At 59.3% G+C, this 24,367-nt stretch carries 20 protein-coding genes; 6 read left to right on the forward strand and 14 right to left on the reverse strand.

Features of this window, described 5'->3' with window-relative positions:
• Positions 1 to 54 precede the first annotated feature (54 nt).
• The 7 genes from lpdA to sdhC form a co-directional block, all read right to left on the reverse strand.
• The gene (gene lpdA, locus CAF63_RS00325) at positions 55 to 1,491 is read right to left on the reverse strand and encodes a dihydrolipoyl dehydrogenase (RefSeq protein ID WP_085682946.1); all 1,437 of its coding nucleotides are present in this window, start codon (positions 1,489 to 1,491) and stop codon (positions 55 to 57) included.
• Positions 1,492 to 1,588: 97 nt separating this feature from the next.
• A complete protein-coding gene (gene odhB / locus CAF63_RS00330) occupies positions 1,589 to 2,815 on the reverse strand; it encodes a 2-oxoglutarate dehydrogenase complex dihydrolipoyllysine-residue succinyltransferase (protein ID WP_085682947.1) in 1,227 nt (408 codons plus the stop codon).
• 42 nt (positions 2,816 to 2,857) lie between these two features.
• Positions 2,858 to 5,689 (reverse strand): 2-oxoglutarate dehydrogenase E1 component, encoded by a 2,832-nt coding sequence (locus tag CAF63_RS00335; RefSeq protein WP_085682948.1) that lies wholly within the window; start codon positions 5,687 to 5,689, stop codon positions 2,858 to 2,860.
• Positions 5,690 to 5,942: 253 nt separating this feature from the next.
• A complete protein-coding gene (locus CAF63_RS00340; protein ID WP_085683347.1) occupies positions 5,943 to 6,647 on the reverse strand; it encodes a succinate dehydrogenase iron-sulfur subunit in 705 nt (234 codons plus the stop codon).
• An 11-nt stretch (positions 6,648 to 6,658) separates the two neighbouring features.
• Positions 6,659 to 8,431, reverse strand: coding sequence for a succinate dehydrogenase flavoprotein subunit (sdhA, locus tag CAF63_RS00345; RefSeq protein WP_085682949.1), 1,773 nt, complete (start codon positions 8,429 to 8,431; stop codon positions 6,659 to 6,661).
• Between the two features lie 3 nt (positions 8,432 to 8,434).
• Complete coding sequence (sdhD, locus tag CAF63_RS00350) at positions 8,435 to 8,803, reverse strand: succinate dehydrogenase, hydrophobic membrane anchor protein (RefSeq protein WP_007977503.1); 369 nt, start codon at positions 8,801 to 8,803, stop codon at positions 8,435 to 8,437.
• Positions 8,797 to 9,171 carry a succinate dehydrogenase, cytochrome b556 subunit gene (sdhC, locus tag CAF63_RS00355; protein ID WP_011333113.1) on the reverse strand — a complete coding sequence of 125 codons (375 nt, stop codon included), beginning with the start codon at positions 9,169 to 9,171 and terminating at the stop codon, positions 8,797 to 8,799. The genes sdhD and sdhC overlap by 7 nt, the downstream gene beginning before the upstream one ends.
• A 364-nt stretch (positions 9,172 to 9,535) precedes the next feature.
• Between sdhC and gltA the strand changes: the two genes are divergently transcribed.
• Positions 9,536 to 10,825 (forward strand): citrate synthase, encoded by a 1,290-nt coding sequence (gene gltA, locus CAF63_RS00360; RefSeq protein WP_007959044.1) that lies wholly within the window; start codon positions 9,536 to 9,538, stop codon positions 10,823 to 10,825.
• An 839-nt stretch (positions 10,826 to 11,664) separates the two neighbouring features.
• On the opposite strand, the gene CAF63_RS00365 is transcribed toward gltA, so the two are convergent.
• The 3 genes from CAF63_RS00365 to CAF63_RS00375 all read right to left on the reverse strand — a co-directional run bounded on the left by CAF63_RS00365 (position 11,665) and on the right by CAF63_RS00375 (position 14,713).
• Positions 11,665 to 13,323, reverse strand: coding sequence for a cation acetate symporter (locus CAF63_RS00365; RefSeq protein ID WP_085682950.1), 1,659 nt, complete (start codon positions 13,321 to 13,323; stop codon positions 11,665 to 11,667).
• The gene (locus tag CAF63_RS00370; RefSeq protein WP_085682951.1) at positions 13,320 to 13,631 is read right to left on the reverse strand and encodes a DUF485 domain-containing protein; all 312 of its coding nucleotides are present in this window, start codon (positions 13,629 to 13,631) and stop codon (positions 13,320 to 13,322) included. Before CAF63_RS00370 ends, CAF63_RS00365 begins: the two co-directional genes overlap by 4 nt.
• A 230-nt stretch (positions 13,632 to 13,861) precedes the next feature.
• Positions 13,862 to 14,713: a glycine betaine ABC transporter substrate-binding protein gene (locus CAF63_RS00375; RefSeq protein ID WP_007959306.1), complete on the reverse strand. Its 852-nt coding sequence runs from the start codon at positions 14,711 to 14,713 to the stop codon at positions 13,862 to 13,864.
• 287 nt (positions 14,714 to 15,000) lie between these two features.
• Here CAF63_RS00375 and CAF63_RS00385 point away from each other — a divergent pair, with 287 nt between their 5' ends.
• Entirely contained in the window at positions 15,001 to 16,596 is a 1,596-nt protein-coding gene (locus CAF63_RS00385) for a beta (1-6) glucans synthase (RefSeq protein WP_085682952.1), read from the forward strand.
• A 121-nt stretch (positions 16,597 to 16,717) separates the two neighbouring features.
• On the opposite strand, the gene CAF63_RS00390 is transcribed toward CAF63_RS00385, so the two are convergent.
• The gene (locus CAF63_RS00390; protein ID WP_085682953.1) at positions 16,718 to 17,086 is read right to left on the reverse strand and encodes a hypothetical protein; all 369 of its coding nucleotides are present in this window, start codon (positions 17,084 to 17,086) and stop codon (positions 16,718 to 16,720) included.
• A 223-nt stretch (positions 17,087 to 17,309) separates the two neighbouring features.
• Between CAF63_RS00390 and CAF63_RS00395 the strand changes: the two genes are divergently transcribed.
• Together CAF63_RS00395 and CAF63_RS00400 are read left to right on the forward strand one after the other, a co-directional pair.
• Complete coding sequence (locus CAF63_RS00395; RefSeq protein ID WP_007959293.1) at positions 17,310 to 18,608, forward strand: serine protein kinase PrkA; 1,299 nt, start codon at positions 17,310 to 17,312, stop codon at positions 18,606 to 18,608.
• Complete coding sequence (locus CAF63_RS00400) at positions 18,601 to 19,389, forward strand: VacJ family lipoprotein (RefSeq protein WP_085682954.1); 789 nt, start codon at positions 18,601 to 18,603, stop codon at positions 19,387 to 19,389. The genes CAF63_RS00395 and CAF63_RS00400 overlap by 8 nt, the downstream gene beginning before the upstream one ends.
• Before the next feature lie 63 nt (positions 19,390 to 19,452).
• On the opposite strand, the gene CAF63_RS00405 is transcribed toward CAF63_RS00400, so the two are convergent.
• A complete protein-coding gene (locus CAF63_RS00405; protein WP_085682955.1) occupies positions 19,453 to 20,367 on the reverse strand; it encodes a DUF808 domain-containing protein in 915 nt (304 codons plus the stop codon).
• 134 nt (positions 20,368 to 20,501) lie between these two features.
• On the opposite strand from CAF63_RS00405, the gene CAF63_RS00410 reads away from it, so the two are divergent.
• Positions 20,502 to 21,107: a TetR/AcrR family transcriptional regulator gene (locus CAF63_RS00410; protein ID WP_007959290.1), complete on the forward strand. Its 606-nt coding sequence runs from the start codon at positions 20,502 to 20,504 to the stop codon at positions 21,105 to 21,107.
• Positions 21,108 to 21,214: 107 nt separating this feature from the next.
• Here CAF63_RS00410 and CAF63_RS00415 read toward each other — a convergent pair whose 3' ends face one another.
• Both CAF63_RS00415 and CAF63_RS00420 read right to left on the reverse strand, forming a co-directional pair.
• Positions 21,215 to 21,640, reverse strand: a complete 426-nt coding sequence (locus tag CAF63_RS00415) for a transposase (RefSeq protein WP_085682956.1) — start codon at positions 21,638 to 21,640, stop codon at positions 21,215 to 21,217.
• Between the two features lie 210 nt (positions 21,641 to 21,850).
• Positions 21,851 to 22,291 carry a heme-binding protein gene (locus CAF63_RS00420; RefSeq protein WP_007959289.1) on the reverse strand — a complete coding sequence of 147 codons (441 nt, stop codon included), beginning with the start codon at positions 22,289 to 22,291 and terminating at the stop codon, positions 21,851 to 21,853.
• Between the two features lie 268 nt (positions 22,292 to 22,559).
• Here CAF63_RS00420 and gcl point away from each other — a divergent pair, with 268 nt between their 5' ends.
• On the forward strand, positions 22,560 to 24,335 hold the full coding sequence (gcl, locus tag CAF63_RS00425) for a glyoxylate carboligase (RefSeq protein WP_085682957.1): 1,776 nt from the start codon (positions 22,560 to 22,562) through the stop codon (positions 24,333 to 24,335).
• Positions 24,336 to 24,367: the final 32 nt, after the last annotated feature.

Raw genomic sequence — 24,367 nt, forward strand, 5'->3', positions numbered from 1 at the left:
GTCTTGCACGCAAGGCTCACGACGGGCCGTACCGCCGTGGTTTCTTATTGTGTCTTAACGCTTCTTGCGGTTGGCAATGTGGATGGCGCCGCCATTCACTGCCAAAGCTGCTTCGTGCAAGGCTTCAGACAGGGTCGGATGGGAGAAAACCATCATGCCCAGGTCTTCAGCACTGGTGCCGAATTCCATACCGATCGCGCCCTGCTGAACCAGTTCTGCAGCGCTCGGGCCAATCACGTGCACGCCCAATACGCGGTCGGTCTTGGCATCAGCGATGACCTTGACGAAACCACCGGTATCGTTGGCGGCCATGGCACGGCCGGATGCTGCGAACGGGAAGGTGCCGACGTTAACTTCAACGCCTTCAGCTTTCAAGGCCTGCTCGGTTTTACCAACCCACGCGATTTCCGGGTGAGTATAAATAACCGATGGGATCAGGTCATAGTTCATCTGGGCCTTGTGGCCCTTGATGCGCTCGACAACCATGATGCCCTCTTCCGAGGCCTTGTGAGCCAGCATCATGCCGCGGACCACGTCACCGATGGCGTAAACGCCCGGTACGGTGGTGGCGCAGTGATCGTCAACGTGCACGAAACCGCGCTCGTCCAGGGTCACGCCGCTGTCGGCAGCCAGCAGATCAGTGGTCACCGGACGGCGACCAACGGCTACGATCAGCTTGTCGAAAGTGATGGTCTGTTCGCCGTTGGCGTCGGTGTAGTTCACAACGACCTCGTCGCCGTTCACTTTGGAACCGGTTACGCGAGCGCCCAGTTTGATGTCCAGACCTTGCTTGGTCAGGGTTTTCAGCGCTTCCTTGGAAACAGCGGTGTCCGCTGCCATCAGGAAGGTGTCCAGCGCTTCCAGGACAGTCACTTCTGCACCCAGACGCGACCACACCGAACCCAGTTCCAGACCGATCACGCCAGCGCCGATCACGCCCAGACGCTTCGGTACGGTCTGGAATTCCAGAGCGCCAGTCGAATCAACGATGACTTTCTGATCGACCGGAGCCGGTGGAATGTCGATCGGACGCGAGCCTGGAGCCAGGATGACGTTTTCGGCTTCGATGACTTCAACCGAGCCGTCCGGCTTGGTGACTTCGACTTTCTTGCCGGCCAGCAGTTTGCCGTGGCCCTGAATCGAAGTCACGCCGTTGGCCTTGAACAGAGTGGCAACACCACCGGTCAGGTTCTTGACGATGCCAGCCTTGCGGCCAACCATCGCAGCGACGTCCATTTTGACTTCGCCGGTCGAGATACCGTGGACATTGAAGCTTTCTTTCGCTTCCTTGTATTTCCAGGAGCTGTCCAGCAGCGCCTTGGAAGGAATGCAGCCTACGTTCAGGCAGGTGCCGCCCAGGGCTTGCTTGCCTTCAGCATCAGTGTACTTCTCGATGCAGGCAGTGCTCAGGCCGAGTTGCGCGGCCTTGATAGCTGCCACGTAGCCGCCAGGGCCCGCACCGATCACTACTACGTCAAATTTCTGCGACATTCAAAAAATCCTCTTTAGCGAAAAGCTTCAAGCCGCGCGCTGCAAGCCAGGCTGCGTTTTCCCGCAGCTTGAAGCTTGCAGCACGCGACTGCTTCTATCAGATATCCAGCAACAGACGAGCCGGATCTTCCAGCAGGTTCTTGATGGTCACCAGGAAGGTTACAGCTTCTTTGCCATCGATCAGACGGTGATCGTAGGACAGTGCCAGGTACATCATCGGACGGATCACGACCTGACCGTTGATGGCCATCGGACGCTGGATGATGTTGTGCATGCCCAGAATCGCTGCCTGCGGCGGGTTGACGATCGGGGTCGACATCATCGAACCGAAGGTACCACCGTTGGTGATGGTGAAGGTACCGCCGGTCATTTCGTCCATCGACAGTTTGCCGTCACGGGCTTTCTTGCCGAAGGTGGCGATGCCGCCTTCGATTTCAGCCAGGCTCATGTGTTCGGCGTTACGCAGAACCGGAACTACCAGGCCACGGTCGCTGGAAACAGCGACGCCGATGTCGGCATAACCGTGGTAAACGATGTCGTTGCCGTCGATCGAAGCGTTGACTGCCGGGAAGCGTTTCAGCGCTTCGGTGGCAGCCTTCACGAAGAACGACATGAAGCCCAGGCGCACGCCGTTGTGGGACTTCTCGAACAGGTCCTTGTACTTCGAACGCAGGGCCATGACTTCAGTCATGTCGACTTCGTTGAAAGTGGTCAGCATTGCCATGTTCGATTGAGCTTCAACCAGACGCTTGGCAACAGTGGCACGAACGCGGGTCATCGGAACGCGCTTCTCGACGCGATCGCCAGCGGCGAACACAGGAGCAGCGGCAGCCGGAGCAGCAGCCTTGGCAGGCGCGGCAGCCGGAGCGGCTTTCTTGGCAGCAACCGCTGCAACCACGTCTTCCTTGGTCACGCGACCGCCTTTGCCGGTGCCGGCAACGGAAGCGATATTGATGCCGTTCTCTTCAGCCAGCTTGCGCGCGGCAGGAGCAGCGATCGGGTCGTCTTCGCCATCGGCGGCCGGAGCAGCGGCAGCGGCAGCAGCGGCCGGAGCAGCAGTGGCAGCCGGAGCGGCAGCAGCAGCGCCGCCTTCAACGATGGAGCCCAGGACTTCGTCGGACAGGACGGTTTCGCCCTCGCCCTTGACGATTGCGCCCAGCACGCCGTCGGCGGTAGCCAGCACTTCCAGTACGACTTTGTCGGTTTCGATGTCGACGATCAGTTCGTCACGCTTGACGGCGTCGCCCGGTTGTTTGTGCCAGGTGGCAACGGTGCCATCGGCAACCGATTCCGGGAAAGTGGGGGCTTTGATCTCGATAGCCATTATCTGTGGTTCCTTAAATTCGGTTTCAGGTGCGCGAAGGCGTTAAACGGTAAACGCGTCTTGCAGCAGTTGTTCCTGCTGCTCGGCGTGCATCGATGCGTAACCACATGCTGGTGCAGCAGAAGCCTCACGGCCCGCGTACTCAAGTACGAGAGATTTGTTGAGGTTGCTGATGCTGCGACGCAAGTGGTGCTGACTGCAGTACCAGGCGCCCTGGTTCATCGGCTCTTCCTGACACCACACGGCCGCTTTGGCATTGGTGTAAGGAGCCAGGACTTCTTTCAAGTCGTCCTCAGGGAACGGGTACAACTGCTCGATACGCACGATGGCGATATCTTCGCGGCCTTCGGCACGACGTTTTTCCAGCAGGTCGTAGTAGACCTTGCCGCTGCACAGAACAACGCGCTCGACCTTTTTCGGGTCCAGGGCATCGATTTCCGGGATAACGGTCTGGAACGAACCTTCGGCCAGATCTTCCAGGGTCGAGATGGCCAGCTTGTGGCGCAGCAGCGACTTTGGAGTCAGAACGACCAATGGCTTGCGCAGCGGGCGAATCACCTGACGACGCAGCAAGTGGTAGATCTGGGCCGGGGTGGTCGGCATGCACACCTGAATGTTGTGCTCGGCGCACAGCTGCAGGTAACGCTCAAGACGTGCCGAGCTGTGCTCAGGGCCCTGACCTTCGTAACCGTGTGGCAGCAGCATGGTCAGACCGCAGAGACGGCCCCACTTGTGCTCGCCGCTGGTGATGAACTGGTCGATCACGACCTGAGCACCGTTGGCGAAGTCGCCAAACTGGGCTTCCCAGATCACCAGCGCGTTCGGCGTGGTGGTCGAGTAACCGTATTCGAACGCCAGTACGGCTTCTTCCGACAGGAACGAGTCGTACAGTTCGAAACGCGGCTGACCTTCGAACAGATGCTTCAACGGCACATAGGTACCGGCATCTTTCTGGTTGTGCAGCACAGCGTGACGGTGCGAGAACGTACCGCGGCCGATGTCCTGACCGGTCATGCGGATCGGGTGACCTTCGAACGCCAGGGTCGCGTACGCCATGGTTTCGGCATAACCCCAGTTGATCGGCAGGCCGCCAGCTTGCATCTTCTGACGGTCTTCGTAGATCTTCGCGACCTGACGCTGAACCACGAAGCCTTCCGGAATTTCCAGCAACTTGGCGGACAGTTCCTGCAGGGTCTTCAGATCGAAGCGTGTGTCGTGACGCGCAGTCCAGGTGTGGCCCAGATACGGACGCCAGTCCACGAACAGCTCTTTGTTCGGCTCCTTGACCAGCGACTTCACCACGTGCAGACCGTTGTCCAGCGCGTTGCGGTATTCGTCGACTTTCGCCTGAACACGCTCTGCGTCCAATACACCGGCCTGGGTCAGACGATCAGCGTACAGCTCACGGGTGGTGCGCTGCTTGGTAATCTGCTGATACATCAGAGGCTGGGTGCCGCTCGGCTCGTCGGCCTCGTTGTGACCACGACGACGGTAGCAGACCAGGTCGATCACCACGTCACGCTTGAACTGCATGCGGTAATCGATCGCCAGCTGGGTCACGAACAATACGGCTTCCGGATCATCACCATTCACATGGAGGATCGGCGCCTGGATCATTTTCGCAACGTCGGTCGCGTACTCGGTGGAGCGCGAGTCCAGCGGGTTGCTGATGGTGAAACCGACCTGGTTGTTGATCACGATGTGCACGGTACCGCCGGTCTTGAAACCGCGAGTCTGCGACATCTGGAAGGTTTCCATCACCACGCCCTGACCTGCGAATGCAGCATCACCGTGGATGGAGATCGGCAGTACTTTTTCGCCGGTCGCGTCGTTACGACGGTCCTGACGGGCACGTACCGAACCTTCGACCACCGGGGAAACGATTTCCAGGTGGGACGGGTTGAACGCCATGGCCAGGTGAACTTCACCGCCGGCGGTCATTACGTTGGACGAGAAGCCCTGGTGGTATTTAACGTCACCGGAACCCAGCTCGACCTTTTTCTTGCCTTCGAACTCGTCGAACAGCTCGCGCGGGTTCTTGCCGAAGGTGTTGACCAGTACGTTCAGACGGCCACGGTGGGCCATGCCGATGACGACTTCCTTGGTGCCGTAGGAGCCGGAACGCTGGATCAGTTCGTCGAGCATCGGAATCAGGCTTTCGCCGCCTTCCAGACCGAAACGCTTGGTGCCCGGGTATTTGGTGCCCAGGTATTTCTCGAGGCCTTCACCGGCGGTGACACGCTCGAGCAGGTGGCTCTTGATGTCGGCGGAATACTCCGGACGGCCACGCACGCTTTCCAGACGCTGCTGGAACCACTGGCGCTGCTCGGAATCGGTGATGTGCGTAAATTCAGCGCCGATGGTGCGGCAATATGTCTGCTGCAACGCTTCGTGAATTTCGCGTAGGCTCGCTTCCTCTTTGCCGATGAACAGGTCGCCGGCACGGAAGGTCGTATCAAGATCGGCATTGGTCAAGCCGTAATGATTGATCGACAGGTCTGCAGGTGCAGGACGCTGCCACAGCCCCAGCGGGTCAAGCTGGGCTGCCTGGTGGCCACGCATACGGTAGGCCTGGATCAATCGCAGCACTTCAACCTGCTTCTTCTCGTGCTCAGAGCTCACGCTGCCGGCGGAAACCGGTTGGGCGCGGCGCTGGTTCTTTGCCAGCAGCACGAAATGATCGCGGATTGTGGAGTGCGAAACATCGGTGGAGGAGTTGCCGTCGGCTGGCAACTTCTGGAAGTAGTTGCGCCACTCTTCTGGCACAGCGTTAGGGTCGTGCAGGTAGAGCTCATAAAGCTCTTCCACATAGGCAGCGTTTCCACCTGAAAGGTAGGCGCTGTTCCACATGCGCTGCATCACGCTTTCTTGCATGCTTGGTCACCCTCGGTTAGGGGAACACCATCGGTGTCGACACCGAGCAAGCTTGCAGAAGTCCGAATGCAGCGACCAAAACAAGCCACTTAGGATCACACTGATAGTCCGGGTACCAGCCCGGATGCCCCTGCTTGTCTCATTTCTTCAAAATAAGAGCCGCAGCTTATGGCTGCTGCTCTGGTTATAGCCATGGCGCGGGTTGAAGCCCGCGCCTAAGCCTTCTACGGGTACAGCGGGTACAGCAGCTGAATCACACGCCGCTCGAAAGCAGCATGTTACGGATGTGACCGATGGCCTTAGTCGGGTTCAGGCCTTTCGGACATACGTTGACGCAGTTCATGATGCCCCGGCAGCGGAAGACGCTGAACGGGTCATCGAGGGACGCCAGACGCTCGGACGTCTTGGTGTCACGGCTGTCTGCCAGGAAGCGGTACGCTTGCAGCAGGGCAGCTGGACCCAGGAACTTGTCCGGGTTCCACCAGAAGGACGGGCAAGAGGTCGAGCAGCAAGCGCACAGGATGCACTCGTACAGACCGTCGAGCTTTTCACGCTCTTCAGGGGACTGCAGACGCTCGATGGCCGGAGCCGGCGTGTCGTTCTGCAGGAATGGCTTAACCTTCTCGTATTGCTTGTAGAAGATGCTCATATCGACAACCAGGTCACGGATAACCGGCAAACCTGGCAGCGGACGAATGACCAGCTTGTTACCTTTCACGACTGCGGACAGCGGCGTGATGCACGCCAGGCCGTTCTTGCCGTTGATGTTCATGCCGTCGGAGCCGCAGACGCCTTCACGGCAGGAGCGACGATAGGAGAAACCTTCGTCCTGCTCTTTGATCAGGGCCAGCACGTCCAGCACCATCAGGTCTTTACCACCGGTATCGACCTGGAATTCCTGCATGAACGGCGCAGCGTCCTGATCAGGGTTGTAACGATAAACACTGACTTGCAACATGGCGGTCACCCTTAATAAGTCCGGACTTTAGGTTCGAAAGTCGGAACAGTCTTCGGCGAGAAGTTCACGGCACGCTTGGCGACGCGTTTCTCACCCGGGAAGTACAGGGTGTGGCACAGCCAGTTTTCGTCGTCACGGTCTTCGAAGTCTTCACGGGCGTGAGCGCCGCGGGACTCTTTACGTACTTCGGCAGCGATGGCGGTAGCTTCAGCCACTTCCAGCAGGTTTTGCAGCTCCAGCGCTTCGATACGTGCAGTGTTGAACGCCTGCGACTTGTCGTTGATCTTCACATTCGCGATGCGCTTGCGCAGATCTGCCAGCTGAGCGATACCCTTCTGCATGTATTCGCCGGTACGGAATACACCGAAGTAGTTCTGCATGCAGCTTTGCAGCTCGCGACGCAGGGTAGCGACGTCTTCGCCGTCGGTACGGTTGTTCAGGGCGTTCAGACGCGCCAGGGCAGCTTCGATGTCGGCTTCGGTAGCGTCGTCGTATTCGATGCCGTCGGTCAGCGCCTTCTCCAGGTGCAGGCCGGCAGCGCGGCCGAATACCACCAGATCGAGCAGCGAGTTGCCGCCCAGACGGTTGGCACCATGAACCGATACGCAAGCCACTTCACCTACCGCGAACAGACCAGGAATGATCTGATCCACGCCTTCGGCGTCCTGGGTGATCGCCTGGCCGTGAATGTTGGTGGCAACGCCGCCCATCATGTAGTGGCAAGTCGGAACAACCGGAACCGGAGCAACCACCGGGTCAACGTGTGCAAAAGTCTTCGACAGTTCGCAGATGCCTGGCAGACGGCTGTGCAGCACTTCCTCGCCCAAGTGGTCGAGTTTGAGCATCACGTGGTCGCCATTCGGACCGCAACCGTTGCCGGCGATGATTTCTTTAACCATCGAACGGGCAACCACGTCACGACCAGCCAGGTCTTTGGCGTTCGGAGCATAACGCTCCATGAAACGCTCGCCGTGCTTGTTGATCAGGTAACCACCTTCACCACGGCAACCTTCGGTCACCAGTACACCGGCGCCGGCGATGCCGGTCGGGTGGAACTGCCACATTTCGATGTCTTGTACCGGCACGCCAGCACGCAGAGCCATGCCAACGCCGTCACCGGTGTTGATCAGGGCGTTGGTGGTGGATGCATAGATACGACCTGCACCGCCGGTAGCCAGTACGGTGGCTTTGGCGCGGATGTAGGTGGTTTCGCCGGTTTCGATGCAGATCGCGATCACACCGACGAATTCGCCTTCCTGGTTTTTCACCAGGTCGACAGCGTAGTACTCGTTCAGGAACGTGGTACCGGCTTTCAGGTTGCCCTGATAAAGGGTGTGCAGCAGCGCGTGACCGGTACGGTCGGAAGCGGCGCAGGTACGGGCAGCCTGCCCGCCTTTGCCGTAATCCTTCGACTGACCGCCGAATGGACGCTGGTAGATACGGCCGGTTTCGGTACGCGAGAACGGCAGACCCATGTGGTCCAGCTCGAAAACGGCAGCCGGGCCTTCCTGACACATGTATTCGATAGCGTCCTGGTCACCGATGTAGTCGGAACCCTTGACGGTATCGTACATGTGCCAGCGCCAGTCATCGTTCGGGTCGGCCGAAGCGATGGCGCAGGTGATGCCACCCTGTGCGGACACAGTGTGCGAACGGGTCGGGAAAACCTTGGTGATCACGGCAGTCTTGTGACCGCCCTGTGCCAGTTGCAGCGCAGCGCGCATGCCGGCACCGCCGCCACCAATAATGATGGCGTCGAAAGAAATCGTTGGAATGTTAGCCATGAATCAGATACCCCAGAGAATCTGCACACCCCAGACGAAGTAAGCGAACATCGCGACGCCGCATACTGCCTGGAAAAGGAAACGTACTGCAGTCGCGGACTTGCCCAGCGCCATTGGCGTCAGGTAGTCGGTCGCGATGGTCCACATGCCGACCCAGGCGTGAGCGCCCAGGGCAACCAGTGCCAGCAGACTGAAGATACGCATTCCGTTGTGGGCGAACAGGCCGTGCCATTGGTCGTAGCCAATGCCCGGGTTCGCGGCGAGGTAGCCGATCAGGAAAATGAAATAAGCCGCGAGAACGACCGCAGACACACGTTGTGCCATCCAGTCATAGAGGCCCGAACGCGAAAGGTTTGTAACGCTGGTTACCATATCCAAACTCCTGCCAGAACGATCAGCACCACGGAAACGGCGATGATCAGTTTCGAGCCCAGGCGGCCGCCTTCCAGCGTCTCACCGATGCCCATGTCCATGATCAAGTGGCGCACACCGGCAACCAGGTGATACAGAAGAGCGGACAGGAGGCCCCATGCTACGAACTTGGCCAGCGGGCTGGTCAAGCATGCCTTCACCTCGACATAACCTTCCTCGGAACCCAGGGATTTGCCCAATGCATAAAGCATGATGCCGAGGCCCAGGAAGAGGATGATGCCGGAAACACGGTGAAGAAACGACGTAACGCCGGTGATGGGGAGTTTGATGGTCCTTAGGTCTAGGTTTACAGGTCGTTGGCTTTTCACGGCTTTTTTTTCACACTGAAGAGCCCCTAACAATCAGGGCAAAGTTGTTGGGGAGTGCACTGGTCAGGTAACCACCACCCAGGGATGCGACCCCCAATGAAAGCGAGCCCAAAAGCCCTTGGCGGTCGGTCGCCGAGTATAGACAGTTAGGCTACTAATGACAACGCAATCGCCTACCCCCAATAGCGGATTGCACAAGTCGTATAAAAGGCGTAAATGGCAGGCAATTTCGAGGAAAAAGTACGGTTAAAGCCTTCTGGAGCAAGACTTTAGGCAAATTGACATTCGAATTTATCTCACTATAGTGGTGCGGGCCCTGCGTGGGGGGTCTGTCTGATGATTTCAAGCATAAATAGGAGGCCACATGGCTGACAAAAAAGCGCAGTTGATCATCGAGGGCGCAGCCCCCGTCGAGCTGCCCATTTTAACCGGCACCGTTGGTCCCGATGTTATCGATGTTCGGGGCCTGACGGCCACGGGCCGCTTCACTTTCGACCCCGGTTTCATGTCGACCGCTTCCTGCGAATCGAAGATCACCTATATCGACGGCGACAACGGCATCCTGCTGCACCGCGGCTACCCGATCGAACAGCTGGCTGAAAAGTCGGACTACCTGGAAACCTGCTACCTGCTGCTGAACGGCGAACTGCCAACTGCAGAGCAAAAGGCCCAGTTCGTCGGCACCGTGAAGAACCACACCATGGTTCACGAGCAGCTGAAAACCTTCTTCAACGGCTTCCGCCGTGACGCCCACCCGATGGCCGTCATGTGTGGTGTAGTCGGCGCCCTCTCGGCCTTCTACCACGACTCCCTCGACATCAATAACCCGCAGCATCGCGAAATCTCCGCGATCCGCCTGGTTGCCAAGATGCCGACCCTGGCCGCGATGGTTTACAAGTACTCCATGGGCCAACCCATGATGTACCCGCGCAACGACCTGTCGTACGCGGAAAACTTCCTGCACATGATGTTCAACACCCCGTGCGAGATCAAACCGATCAGCCCGGTACTCGCCAAGGCCATGGACCGGATCTTCATCCTCCACGCCGACCACGAGCAGAACGCTTCGACCTCCACCGTGCGTCTGGCGGGCTCTTCGGGTGCCAACCCGTTTGCCTGCATCGCCGCCGGTATCGCCGCACTGTGGGGCCCTGCCCACGGTGGTGCGAACGAAGCCGTGCTGACCATGCTCGATGAAATCGGCGATGTCTCGAACATCGACAAGTTCATCGCCAAGGCCAAGGACAAGAACGATCCGTTCAAGCTGATGGGCTTCGGTCACCGCGTCTACAAGAACCGCGACCCTCGCGCGACTGTCATGAAGCAGACCTGCGACGAAGTGTTGAAGGAACTGGGCATCCAGAACGATCCGCAACTCGAACTGGCCATGCGCCTGGAAGAGATCGCTCTGACTGACCCGTACTTCATCGAGCGCTCGCTGTACCCGAACGTCGACTTCTACTCGGGGATCATCCTCAAGGCGATCGGCATTCCGACCAGCATGTTCACTGTGATTTTCGCCCTGGCACGTACTGTCGGCTGGATTTCGCACTGGAAGGAAATGCTTTCCAGCCCGTACAAGATTGGCCGTCCGCGCCAGCTGTACACCGGCTACGAGTCGCGGGATATCACCAAGCTGGAAGACCGCAAATAAGAGCTGTCTTGCGATAGACTCCTAGCGTTGTACCGGGAACGGCCTCCATGTGAATGGGGGCCGTTTTTGTTTGTTTCATCTCAGCGGCCTTTGGGCCGACTGTTTTTTGTTGATTGGGTGTATATCCGTTGCTTCGGGTGCTGCCGCTGGCGGTTTCGCTCTTACAGCGAGTCCCTTTTTCAAACGCCAAAAAGGAACCAAAAGGCTTTTGCCCCGGCGTACGGCACTTCGCCTAGGCTCAGTGTTCCCTCGCTACGGTGTCCATCAGGGGGCATCGCCTACGGTTTGCTTCGCTGCACCTCCTCTCGATGTATGCGGCTTCGCCGCACGGCGCTGCGCGCCTACCCCCTAATGAACACCTCCGCTCGGCCTGCCGAAGGGGCAAAAAATCAAAAGCCAGAGCCAAAGCCAAACACACCACGCTCCTCCCCACTCACCACGATGAGCGTTAGCTCGAGTACCGCTTTTGATCGCAGGGCCCGTCGGAAGGCTGAGTGGAGGGATTTATCCGGGGGTGGGAGCGCAGCGACCGTGCGGCGCAGCCGCATGCATCGAGAGGAGGTGCAGCGAAGCAAACCGTAGGCGATGCCCCCGGATCAATCCCGGAGCGAAGGAACCCGAGCCACAGCGAGGGCCGTACGTCAGGGTAAAGCCTTTTTGGTTACTTTTTCGGCGTTTGGAAAAAGTGACCCGCCGTAAGGGCGGAACCCTAAGAAGCCGTTACCGCAGCAACGGATATACACCAATCCCCAAGAACATCCGATAACCGCCCACAAAAAAAATGCCCCAATCTCTCGACCAGGGCATTTTTCCATTCAACTCAACCTACACAAAAAGCCTCAGTGCGAAACCGCCCCACTAGCCCCCAACCCAGTCTGCGAACGCACAAACTGCGGGAAGAACAGCGCACGCTCATTCTCGGCTTCGGCCGACTTATCGGTGACCGAGAAGAACCAGATCCCGATAAACGCAATGATCATCGAGAACAACGCAGGATACTCGTAAGGGAAGATCGCCTTCTCGTGATGCAGAATCTGCACCCAGATGGTCGGGCCAAGAATCATCAGGCCCACCGCACTCACCAGACCCAGCCAGCCGCCAATCATGGCGCCACGGGTGGTCAGCTTCTTCCAGTACATCGAAAGCAGCAATACCGGGAAGTTGCAGCTCGCCGCGATGGAGAATGCCAGACCGACCATGAACGCAATGTTCTGGCTTTCGAACAGGATGCCCAGGCCAATGGCCAGAACGCCCAGTGCGATGGTGGTGATCTTCGAAACGCGGATTTCATCCTTCTCGTTGGCCTTGCCCTTCTTGATCACGCTGGCGTACAGGTCGTGAGAGACCGCCGAAGCACCGGCCAGGGTCAGACCTGCCACCACTGCCAGAATGGTCGCGAACGCCACCGCCGAGATGAAGCCGAGGAACACGCTGCCGCCCACGGCGTTGGCCAGGTGCACCGCCGCCATGTTGTTGCCGCCGAGCAGAGCGCCCGCCGCATCTTTGAAGGCCGGGTTGGTGCTGACCAGCAGGATCGCGCCGAAGCCGATGATGAAGGTCAGGATGTAGAAATAACCAATGAAACCGGTCGCGTACAGCACGCTCTTACGGGCTTCTTTCGCGTCGCTGACAGTGAAGAAGCGCATCAGGATGTGCGGCAGGCCGGCGGTACCGAACATCAGCGCCAAACCAAGGGAGAACGCCGAGATCGGGTCTTTTACCAGACCACCCGGGCTCATGATCGCTTCGCCCTTGGCGTGAACCTTGATGGCTTCGGAAAACAGGGTGTTGAAATCGAAGTTGACGTGCTTCATCACCATCAGCGCCATGAACGAGGCACCGGACAGCAACAGCACAGCCTTGATGATCTGCACCCAGGTGGTTGCCAGCATGCCGCCGAACAGCACGTACAGGCACATCAGGATACCGACCAGAATCACCGCAACGTGGTAGTCGAGACCGAACAGCAGCTGGATCAGCTTGCCCGCACCAACCATTTGCGCGATCAGGTAGAACGCCACCACCACCAGCGAACCGCAGGCAGACAGGGTGCGGATCTGGGTTTGCCCAAGGCGGTAGGACGCCACGTCGGCAAAGGTGTATTTGCCCAGATTACGCAGACGCTCGGCGATCAGGAACAGAATGATCGGCCAGCCCACCAGGAAGCCGATCGAGTAGATCAGGCCATCGTAGCCGGAGGTGAACACCAGCGCGGAAATACCCAGGAAGGACGCCGCCGACATGTAGTCACCGGCAATTGCCAGACCGTTCTGGAAACCGGTGATCTTGCCGCCCGCCGCATAGTAGTCGGCGGCCGAGTTATTGCGTTTGGACGCCCAGTAAGTGATGCACAGGGTCGCGCCAACGAACGCCACGAACATGACGATCGCGGAAACGTTAAGCGGTTGCTTGTGGACTTCGCCGGTCAGGGCGTCAGCGGCCCAGACGGCCGGAGCGAACGCTGCGATGCTCAAAAGAGCCAGTAGACGCCGGATCATTGCTGAGCCTCCTTGAGAATCGCGTTGTTCAGGTCGTCGAACTCGCCATTGGCGCGGCGCACGTAGATGCCGGTCAGGATGAAGGCCGAGACAATCAGTCCGACACCGATCGGGATGCCCCAGGTGATGGATGATTCGGCACTGATTTTCGTCCCGAGCACTTGCGGCCCGTACGCGATCAGAAGGATGAAGCCGGAGTAGAGCCCGAGCATGATCGCCGAGAGTATCCAGGCGAACCTTTCTCTTTTCTTGACCAGCTCCTTGAAGCGCGGGCTGTTCTGAATCGAGAGGTAAATGCTGTCGTTCATTGTTTTTATCCTCGCAGCACAGATTTTTATTTTTGGAACATATCCACTGTATGCGGCTGCGAGCCGGGTTCCAGACGACCTTAGTAGTAGAACGCCATGACGTTTTTGCCAATTTCCAGACCCGCCGAAAACGGCCAACGCTGCTTATTAATAGTGGGCAAACAAAAAAGGCCGCCCGACTGTCATGTCGGGCGGCCCTGGGAAGCGCAGATTAGACGCTTCGGCTTAAATCACTTGGTCCAGTCGGCAACACGCTCAGGGTGCTTGGCAACCCAATCCTTGGCCGCTGCGTCAGGTTTTGCACCGTCCTGAATTGCCAGCATGACTTCGCCGATTTCGTCTTTCGAAGCCCACTGGAAGTTCTTCAGGAACTTGGCCACTTCCGGCGCCTTGGTCGCCAGTTCTTTGCTGCCGATGCTGTTCACGGTTTCAGCCGCGCCGTACACGCCTTTCGGATCGTCGAGGAAGCGCAGTTTCCACTTGGCGAACATCCAGTGCGGCACCCAGCCTGTCACTGCGATGGATTCGTTTTTCTTCTCGGCGCGGGTCAGCTCGGCAATCATGCCGGCACCGGAACTGGCCTTGAGTTGATAGCCGGTCAGGTCGTAATCCTTGATCGCCTGATCGGTCTTGAGCATCACGCCTGAACCGGCGTCGATGCCGACGATGCGTTTCTTGAAAGAGTCGTCGGTTTTCAGGTCTTCGATGGTCTTGGCCTTGACGTACTCAGGCACGATCAGACCGATTTTCGCGTCCTTGAAGTTCGGGCCGTAATCGACGACCTGATCCTTGTTCTTGGTCCAGTATTCGCCGTGGGTCACCGGCAGCCAGGCCGAGAGCATGGCGTCGAGTTTGCCGGTGGCAACGCCCTGCCACATGATGCCGGTAGCGACGGCTTGCAGTTTCACGTCGTAGCCGAGTTTCTGCTTGATCACTTCGGCCGCCACGTGGGTGGTCGCGACGCTGTCGGACCAGCCGTCAACGTAACCGATGTTCAGGGTCTTGGTTTCAGCACTGGCGAGTGTGGAGCCCATCGCAAGCACCAGAGCGGCACCTGCGCCTAAAAGTCGTCGCATCTTCATCGTTACTTCCCCGAAATGCTGCGCCCGACGGATGCCGGGCATCGTCAACGTGTTGTTATGGTGCTCGGCGCCCCCATCACGCCCGTTCGCGAACTCGTTCGAACATCAGCGGAGTACTGATGAGTCCGATCATCAACCTGACGCCCGTTAAGACCTGCTCTGCCAGCGACCTCGAAGCAACGAGAAACGACATCAGAAAGCCATTAACTGCCTCCGGATATTTGGCGCCAGACAATCCGCCCGAACTTTGCATGTCAAAATCGTGCGGGCCACCAACCTGCTTATAAATGCAGGTAACATGCGTCGCTTTGCAGCCACTCGGCCTGACCATGTCCGCGACCTCCCGCTTCCCCTTTCTTCCTTATCTGTTCGCCTGTCTGCTCGGGCTGTTTGCCCTGTGCGGTTTCTGGTACGGCCTCGGTAAACCGGTGATCCTGCCGGACGTCGCCACCCCGACTCACAAGCTGCAATGCGCCTCCTATACCCCGTTCGACAAAGACCAGTCGCCGTTCGACGTGCCGTTCAAACTGCGCCCGGAGCGCATGGACGCCGACCTCGCCCTGCTCGCCACCCGTTTCGAATGCATTCGCACCTACTCAATGACGGGCCTCGAAGCGCTGCCGGATCTGGCGCGCAAGCACGGTTTGAAGTTGATGATCGGCGCGTGGGTCAACAGCAATCCGGTGGACACCGAGAAGGAAGTCGATCTGCTGATTGCCTCGGCCAACGCCAACGCGGATGTGGTCAGCGCCGTGATCGTCGGCAACGAAGCCTTGCTGCGCAAGGAAGTGACCGCCACCCAACTGGTGAAGCTGATCAACAAGGTCAAAAGCCACATCAAGCAGCCGGTGACCTACGCCGATGTCTGGGAATTCTGGCTCAAGCACCCGGAAGTCGCGCCGGCGGTGGATTTCCTGACCATTCACTTATTGCCGTACTGGGAAGACGATCCGTCGAACATCGACGCCGCGCTGCACCATGTAGCGGAAGTGCGTCAGGTGTTCGGCAACAAGTTCGCGCCCAAGGACGTGATGATTGGCGAAACCGGCTGGCCGAGCGAAGGCCGCCAGCGCGAGACCGCGCTACCGAGCCGGGTCAACGAGGCCAAGTTCATTCGTGGTTTTGTCACCCTCGCCGAACAGGAAGGCTGGCGTTACAACCTGATCGAAGCGTTCGACCAGCCGTGGAAGCGCGGCAGTGAAGGCGCGGTCGGCGGTTACTGGGGACTGTTCGATGCCGATCGCCAGGACAAGGGCGTGCTGGCCGGACCGGTGTCGAACGTGCCGTACTGGTCACAGTGGCTGGTGGTCGGCGGGCTGATTTTCCTTGGAACATTGCTTCTGGGTGGGCGGATTCGCACAACGCGTTCGGCGCTGATCCTGCCGCTGCTCGGCGCCCTCGCCGCCTGTTCGATCGGCGCCTGGGGTGATCTGGCGCGGGTGACCACGCGGTTTGCCAGCGAATGGCTGTGGGTCGGGTTACTGACAGCTCTGAATCTGTTGGTGCTGGCCCATGCCGCGCTGACCTTGAGCGACCGCAATGGCTGGCGTGAACGGGCGTTCAACGCTTTCGAGCGACGGGCCGGCTGGCTGGTTGCGGCAGCGGGTTTCGCCGCTGCGGTGATGATGCTTGAGATGGTGTTCGATCCGCGCTATCGCAGTTTTCCGAGCGTGGCGTTCATTCTGCCGGCGCTGGTTTACCTGTGCCGCCCGGTACCCGTGGCTCGGCGGGAGATCGCCCTGCTGACCTTCATCATCGGCGCCGGCATTGCGCCGCAGCTGTTCCGTGAAGGTTTGCAGAATCAGCAGGCGTGGGGCTGGGCGCTGGTCAGCGTGTTGATGGTGGCCGCGTTGTGGCGCTGCCTGCGGGTTCGCAACCGCTGATCTTCAGAGGCTGAACCGGCCTCTTCGCTGGCAAGCCAGCTCCCACAGGATTTTTGTCTGCCACAGTTCTGTGTCGACATAGATCAAGTGTGGGAGCTGGCTTGCCAACGATGGCTGACGGTCAGACGCCACGAGACTCTCTAACCAGTCGCAACCCGGCAATCACCACCGCAAACACCGCCAGCGTCGTGTTGTATAGCGCCAACGCCGGCAACCCGAACACCAGCGCCAGCACCGCCAGCCACCACCCTGCCCGTCCCGGCACGACAAAACCGATCACCGCAGCCGCGACCGCTGCCCAGCCCAGCATCTGGAAATGAATCATCAGTCCCAGGTTCGAGCGCACCGAGCATTCCCAACGGCTTGCCTCATCCACGCAGATGCCCACCCACTGCGCGTCCTCCATGAAGCCATATCGCGCGCCATAACTGGCGGCCAGCCACAATGGCAACAGAACGAGCAGCAAAATCACGGGCAAGCGGCGGGACATGGAACACTCCAATCGATGAAATCGGCGGCCAGCTTAATCTGCCGCCGCGCATACGCAAGGGCTAACAACTCTTAACTGGTCATTCATTCCGTGCAAAGTGTATCGTCCGGCTACTATTACTCCGAATTCCGTCAGTTTGGTGCCGTGGCATGGCACTTTGGCGCAAACCCGGTGGTCATAGCCTGCGAACTTCATTCGGCACCTTCCTCTAAGGGATCCAGTCATGCTCCGTTCCTTGCGCTTCGCCGCCCTGTTTGGCGGCCTTATTCTGAGTGCGTCCGCGCTGGCGGTGGATATCGACGCCGCCAGCTATGGCTATCCCCTGACCAACCCGTTCGAGGCGACCATCGCCACCACGCCGCCGGACTTGCGCCCCGAACTGCCACTGGACGATGACATCGATCAGACCGATCGCAGCGTCACCCTGCGCCCCGAGCGCGAATTCATCCTGCCGGACAATTTCTGGCCGGTGAAAAAACTGACTTACCGCATCGCCACCCAGGACAAGGCCGCGCCGCTGATCTTCCTGATCGCCGGCACCGGCGCGCGCTACGACAGCACGCTCAACGAATACCTGAAGAAGCTTTATTACAAGGCCGGCTACCACGTGGTGCAGCTGTCATCGCCGACCAGCTTCGACTTCATGAGCGCCGCCTCGCGTTTCGCCACCCCCGGCGTGACCAAGGAAGACGCCGAAGACATGTACCGGGTGATGCAGGCCGTGCGGGCGCAAAATCCGAAACTGCCGGTCACTGACTATTACCTCAGCGGCTACAGCCTCGGCGCACTGGACGCGGCATTCGTGGCCCATCTGGATGAAACCCGTCGCAGCTTCAACTTCAAGAAAGTCCTGCTGCTGAATCCGCCGGTCAACCTCTACACCTCGATTACCAACCTCGACAAGCTGGTGCAGACCGAGGTCAAGGGCATCAACAACAGCACCACGTTCTATGAACTGGTGCTGAGCAAACTGACCCGTTACTTCCAGCAAAAAGGCTACATCGACCTCAACGATGCACTGCTTTACGACTTCCAGCAGTCCAAGCAGCACTTGAGCAACGAGCAGATGGCGATGCTGATCGGCACCTCGTTCCGCTTCTCGGCGGCGGATATCGCCTTCACTTCGGACCTGATCAACCGTCGCGGCCTGATCACCCCGCCGAAATTCCCGATCACCGAAGGCACCAGCCTCACGCCGTTCCTCAAGCGTGCGCTGCAATGTGACTTCGACTGCTACCTCACCGAACAGGTGATCCCGATGTGGCGCGCCCGCACCGACGGCGGCAGCCTGCTGCAACTGATCGATCAGGTGAGTCTGTACGCGCTGAAGGATTACCTGCACGACAGCCCGAAAATAGCCGTCATGCACAACGCCGACGACGTGATCCTCGGCCCGGGCGACCTCGGTTTCCTGCGCCGCACCTTCGGCGATCGCCTGACCGTTTATCCGCTGGGCGGCCATTGCGGCAACCTTAACTATCGCGTCAACAGCGACGCCATGCTGGAGTTCTTCCGTGGCTAAATATCTCCTGCTGATTGCAGCGCTCCTCAGTGCAGGTATGGCCCAGGCCGACAACAGCAAAGCCAATGCACCGGTGGTCATCGACAGCGACGGCTTCAAGGAGCCGCTGTCCAAACTCAAGTTCAACCCGGGGCTGGATCAGCGCGAGTTCGAGCGCTCGACCCTCAGCGCGCTGAACGTCTATGACCCGCTGGAAGAGTGGAACCGGCGCGTCTACCACTTCAACTACCGCTTCGACCAATGGGTGTTCCTGCCGGTGGTCGATGGTTATCGCTACATCACCCCGAGCTTCGTGCGCACCGGCGTGAGCAACTTCTTCAACAACCTTGGCGACGTGCCGAATCTGGTCAACAGCCTGTTGCAGTTCAAGGGCAAACGCTCGATGGAAACCACCGCGCGCCTGCTGCTCAACACCACCATCGGCATCGCCGGGCTCTGGGATCCGGCCACCGCCATGGGCCTGCCGCGTCAGAACGAAGACTTCGGCCAGACCCTGGGCTTCTACGGCGTACCGGGCGGCGCCTACTTCGTGCTGCCGATCCTCGGCCCGTCGAACCTGCGCGATACCGCAGGTCTCGCCGTGGACTACACCGCCGAGTCCGCGATCAACTTCCTCAACGTCTCGGAAGTCAGCTCCAACCACCCGGAAGTCTGGGTACTGCGTGGCGTCGACAAGCGTTACCAGACCAGCTTCCGTTACGGTCAGCTGAACTCACCGTTCGAGTACGAGAAGGTGCGCTACGTCTACACCGAGTCGCGCAAGTTGCAGATCGCCGAGTAAAGCGCCGGCCACAAAAAAGGCCATTCGATGCGAGTCGAATGGCCTTTTTGTTTGCCTCAGGATTCAACCCTTCAGCGATTTCCAGACTTTGCCGATCACGGACACGCCCGCCAGCACCACCGCACCCGCGATGATCCCCGCCACGCCGTTCAACAGCATCGGCACCACAAACCCGGCGCCACCGGCCGCTGCGCCGACGCTTTCGATCCAGTGATGCACCACCGGCATGCCGTGGGTCAGGATCCCGCCACCGACCAGGAACATCGCTGCGGTGCCTATCACCGACAGGCCTTTCATCATGTACGGCGCCGCACGCAGGATGCCGTTGCCGATACGTTTCGCCGCAGCGCCGGGCTTCTGGGTCAGCCACAGGCCGAGGTCATCGAGTTTGACGATACCGGCCACCAGGCCGTAAACGCCCACGGTCATGACAATGGCGATGCCCGACATCACGATCACTTGCTGGGTCAGCGAAGCATCGGCCACGGTGCCGAGGGTGATGGCGATGATTTCCGCAGAAAGGATGAAGTCGGTGCGGATCGCGCCCTTGATCTTGTCCTTCTCGTACGCCACCAGATCGGTTGCCGGATCAGCCACCGCTTCAACCAACTGGGCGTGCTCGGCTTCATCTTCGGCCTTGCTGTGCAGGAACTTGTGCGCGAGTTTTTCGAAACCTTCGAAACACAGGTAGGCGCCACCGACCATCAAGAGCGGCGTCACCAGCCATGGCACGAACGCACTGATCGCCAGCGCCGACGGCACCAGGATCAGCTTATTGACGAAAGAACCCTTGGCCACCGCCCAGACGACGGGAATTTCCCGCTCCGCGCGTACGCCGGAGACCTGCTGGGCATTGAGCGCCAAGTCGTCGCCGAGCACGCCGGCGGTCTTCTTGGCAGCCATTTTGGTCATCAACGCAACGTCGTCCAGAACGGTGGCGATGTCGTCGATCAGCACCAGCAAACTGCTTCCTGCCATGAATCTTGTTTCCTTATGTGAGTAATGCCGCGCAGCATACCGCGACTGCAGGCCACACGGGGCATTGTTGAGCGCCGCGCGAGGCCGGTGCTACCATGCGCAACCGCCAGAACAGGCAAGGAACCACCGGGTTTATGAGCACAATCCGCGAGCGCAACAAAGAACTGATCCTGCGTGCAGCCAGTGAAGAGTTTGCCGACAAGGGCTTCGCTGCGACCAAAACCAGCGACATTGCCGCCAAGGCAGGACTGCCCAAGCCCAACGTCTATTACTACTTTAAGTCCAAGGAAAACCTCTACCGCGAGGTGCTGGAAAGTATCATCGTGCCGATCCTGCAGGCCTCGACCCCGTTCAACCCGGACGGCGTACCGAGCGAAGTGCTGAGCGGCTACATCCGCTCGAAGATCCGCATCTCCCGCGACCTGCCCTTCGCCTCCAAGGTGTTCGCCAGCGAAATCATGCACGGCGCCCCGCACCTGAGCGCCGACCTGGTCGAGCAGCTCAACGGTCAGGCCAAGCACAATATCGACTGCATCCAGACCTGGATCGACCGCGGCCAGATCGCCCCGATCGACCCCAACCACCTGATGTTCAGCATCTGGGCCGCGACCCAGACCTACGCCGACTTCGACTGGCAGATCTCCGCCGTCACCGGCAAGGACAAGCTCGACGAAGCCGACTATGAAGCGGCAGCACAAACCATCATCCGGTTGGTGCTCAAGGGCTGCGAGCCGGACTGAAAGACTGCGGTGCCCCGTTCGCGAGCAAGCTCGCTCCCACACTGGATCTGTGGCGTTCACAAATCTTCTGTGGGAGTGAGCTTGCTCGCGAACGGGGCGACTCATTCTTACCGACAGGCCCAGACCGCATCCCACAACGGGTTGGCCACCACATACCGGGCCATTTTCACCAAATCCTCGTCCCGACGCAGCGCATGATCATGAAACCCCGGCTGCCAAATACTTCCGCTTCTCCCGGCGCTTAGATTCACAGCCCGCGCACTCAAGGATTTGGTTTTCTGCATCAGCTCACGGAGCGATCCCTGCTTCAGATTGATCAACCAGTGCAAGTGATCAGGCATGACCACCCAGGCCAATGAATCAACCAAGCCTTGCTCCTGAGCACTTTGAAACTGATCTGCGACCAATCTACCCAACATGTAGTCCCTGAAAAAAGGAGCACGTCTCAACGTATTGGCAGTCAGCAGATAAATGCGATTGGGTTCGTCATAACGCCCCAAGCGCAGTCGATGTGAGGCTGATGATTTTGGCATTCCGTTGCCCTTTCAATAGAAGATTTGAAAGGTTAGATCCGCGAACAGAATTAGACTGCGGATGACTTTGGCAGGATGTGTCTGTTGAATCGCCTTCGCGAGCAAGCTCGCTCCCACAGCGGGCTCGCAGTGTTAGACATTTTGTGCCCGACACTTCGAATCAATGGGGAGCGAGCCAGTCAGCGATGGCGTCAGTTCAAACGCCGCAAATCACGCAGCCACCCCCGCATCTGCCCGCAGGTCCAGGGCCTCTACGGCCTTGATTGCCACCTGCTCATCAATGTCCGACAGATCGCCGCTGATGCCGATCGCACCCAGCACGTTGCCCGCCTGATCACGAATCAGCACACCGCCCGGTGCCGGCACGACACTGCCCTGCCCCATGCTGTTGAGCGCGGCGATGAACGCCGGGCGTTGTTGCGCGTCCAGCGCCAGCAGGCGTGAGCCCTTGCCCAGGGCGATGGCGCCCCAAGCTTTGCCGATGGCGATGTTCGGGCGCAGCAGGCTGGCGCCGTCTTCGCGTTGCAAGGTGACCAGATGGCCGCCGGTATCCAGTACCGCGATGGTCAGCGGCGCGGCGGAGATGGCCCGCCCTGCGCTGATGGCTTCGTTGACCAACTTGACTGCGACTTTCAAGGTTAAAGCGCTCATGGTGCCGTCCTCATTTTGTTATTGGGAAAGTCGTTGGACTGCGCGCAAGTGCCGCAGCCCGATGCAACAAATAGAACACAATGAATTATTTTTTTGTATACAATAATCGCCGAAAAGCGCCTCATGCGACGAAAAGCCACAGCAGAATTGGCTTCCGACGAATGAAACAGGCGCTTGAGAAAATGGATTGACCTGCGCCGTCCGCCGTGAATACACTCTGCGCAAAGCCACTTGTATACAATTACAAAACGTAAAGAGGCACAAAACCATGAGCAAAATGAGAGCAATCGAAGCCGCCGTTCTGGTGATGCGCCGTGAAGGGGTTGATACCGCTTTTGGCATTCCAGGCGCTGCAATCAACCCGCTGTACTCCGCCCTGCAGAAAGTCGGTGGCATCGATCACGTCCTCGCTCGCCACGTTGAAGGCGCCTCGCACATGGCCGAGGGCTACACCCGCACCAAGGCCGGCAACATCGGCGTGTGCATCGGCACTTCCGGCCCGGCCGGTACCGACATGGTCACCGGTCTGTACAGCGCCTCCGCGGATTCGATCCCGATCCTCTGCATCACCGGCCAGGCACCCCGCGCCCGTATGCACAAGGAAGACTTCCAGGCCGTCGACATCACCAGCATCGTCAAGCCGGTGACCAAGTGGGCGACCACCGTTCTGGAGCCGGGCCAGGTGCCTTACGCCTTCCAGAAAGCCTTCTATGAAATGCGTTCCGGCCGTCCGGGCCCGGTGCTGATTGACCTGCCGTTCGACGTGCAGATGGCTGAAATCGAATTCGACATCGACGCCTACCAGCCACTGCCGCTGGCCAAGCCGAGCGCGACCCGCGTGCAAGTCGAAAAAGCCCTGGCGATGCTGGACCAGGCCGAACGTCCGTTGCTGGTCGCCGGTGGCGGCATCATCAACGCTGACGCCAGCGAGCTGCTGGTCGAGTTCGCCGAGCTGACAGGTATTCCAGTCATCCCGACCCTGATGGGCTGGGGCACCATCCCGGACGATCACCCGCTGATGGTGGGCATGGTCGGTCTGCAGACTTCGCACCGCTACGGCAACGCCACCCTGCTCAAATCCGATGTGGTACTGGGCGTCGGCAACCGCTGGGCCAACCGTCACACCGGCTCGGTCGACGTTTACACCGAAGGCCGCAAGTTCATTCACGTCGACATCGAACCGACCCAGATCGGCCGCGTGTTCACCCCGGACCTGGGCATCGTGTCCGACGCCGCTGCCGCGCTGACCGTGTTCATCGAAGTCGCCCGTGAATGGCAAGCCGCCGGCAAGTTGAAAAACCGCAGCGCATGGCTGCAAGACTGCCAGCAGCGCAAGTCCAGCCTGCAACGCAAGACCCACTTCGACAACGTGCCGGTCAAGCCGCAGCGCGTCTACGAAGAAATGAACCAGGTGTTCGGCAAGGACACCTGCTACGTCAGCACCATTGGTCTGTCGCAGATTGCCGGCGCGCAGTTCCTGCACGTCTACAAGCCGCGTCACTGGATCAACTGTGGTCAGGCCGGCCCGTTGGGCTGGACCATTCCGGCAGCGCTGGGCGTGGTGAAGGCCGATCCGAACCGTAAAGTCGTGGCCCTGTCGGGGGACTATGACTTCCAGTTCATGATCGAAGAACTGGCGGTCGGCGCTCAGTTCAAACTGCCGTACATCCACGTCGTGGTGAACAACTCGTACCTGGGGCTGATCCGTCAGGCCCAGCGCGGGTTCGATATGGACTACTGCGTGCAGCTGTCCTTCGATAACCTGAACGCGCCGGAACTCAACGGTTATGGTGTCGACCACGTCGCAGTCGCCGAAGGCCTTGGCTGTAAAGCGCTGCGTGTATTCGAACCGGCTGACATCGCCCCTGCGCTGCGCAAGGCCGAACAGCTGATCGAAGAGTTCAAGGTGCCGGTGATTGTCGAGATCATTCTGGAGCGTGTGACCAACATCTCCATGGGGACCGAGATCAACGCCGTCAACGAATTCGAAGACCTGGCGCTGGTCGGCAACGATGCGCCTACCGCGATTTCGCTGCTCGATTAACTGCTGACCGCTCCCACAAGGGGAACCTCACA

The organism is Pseudomonas sp. B20(2017), assembly GCF_002113125.1.
Classification (GTDB): Bacteria; Pseudomonadota; Gammaproteobacteria; order Pseudomonadales; family Pseudomonadaceae; genus Aquipseudomonas.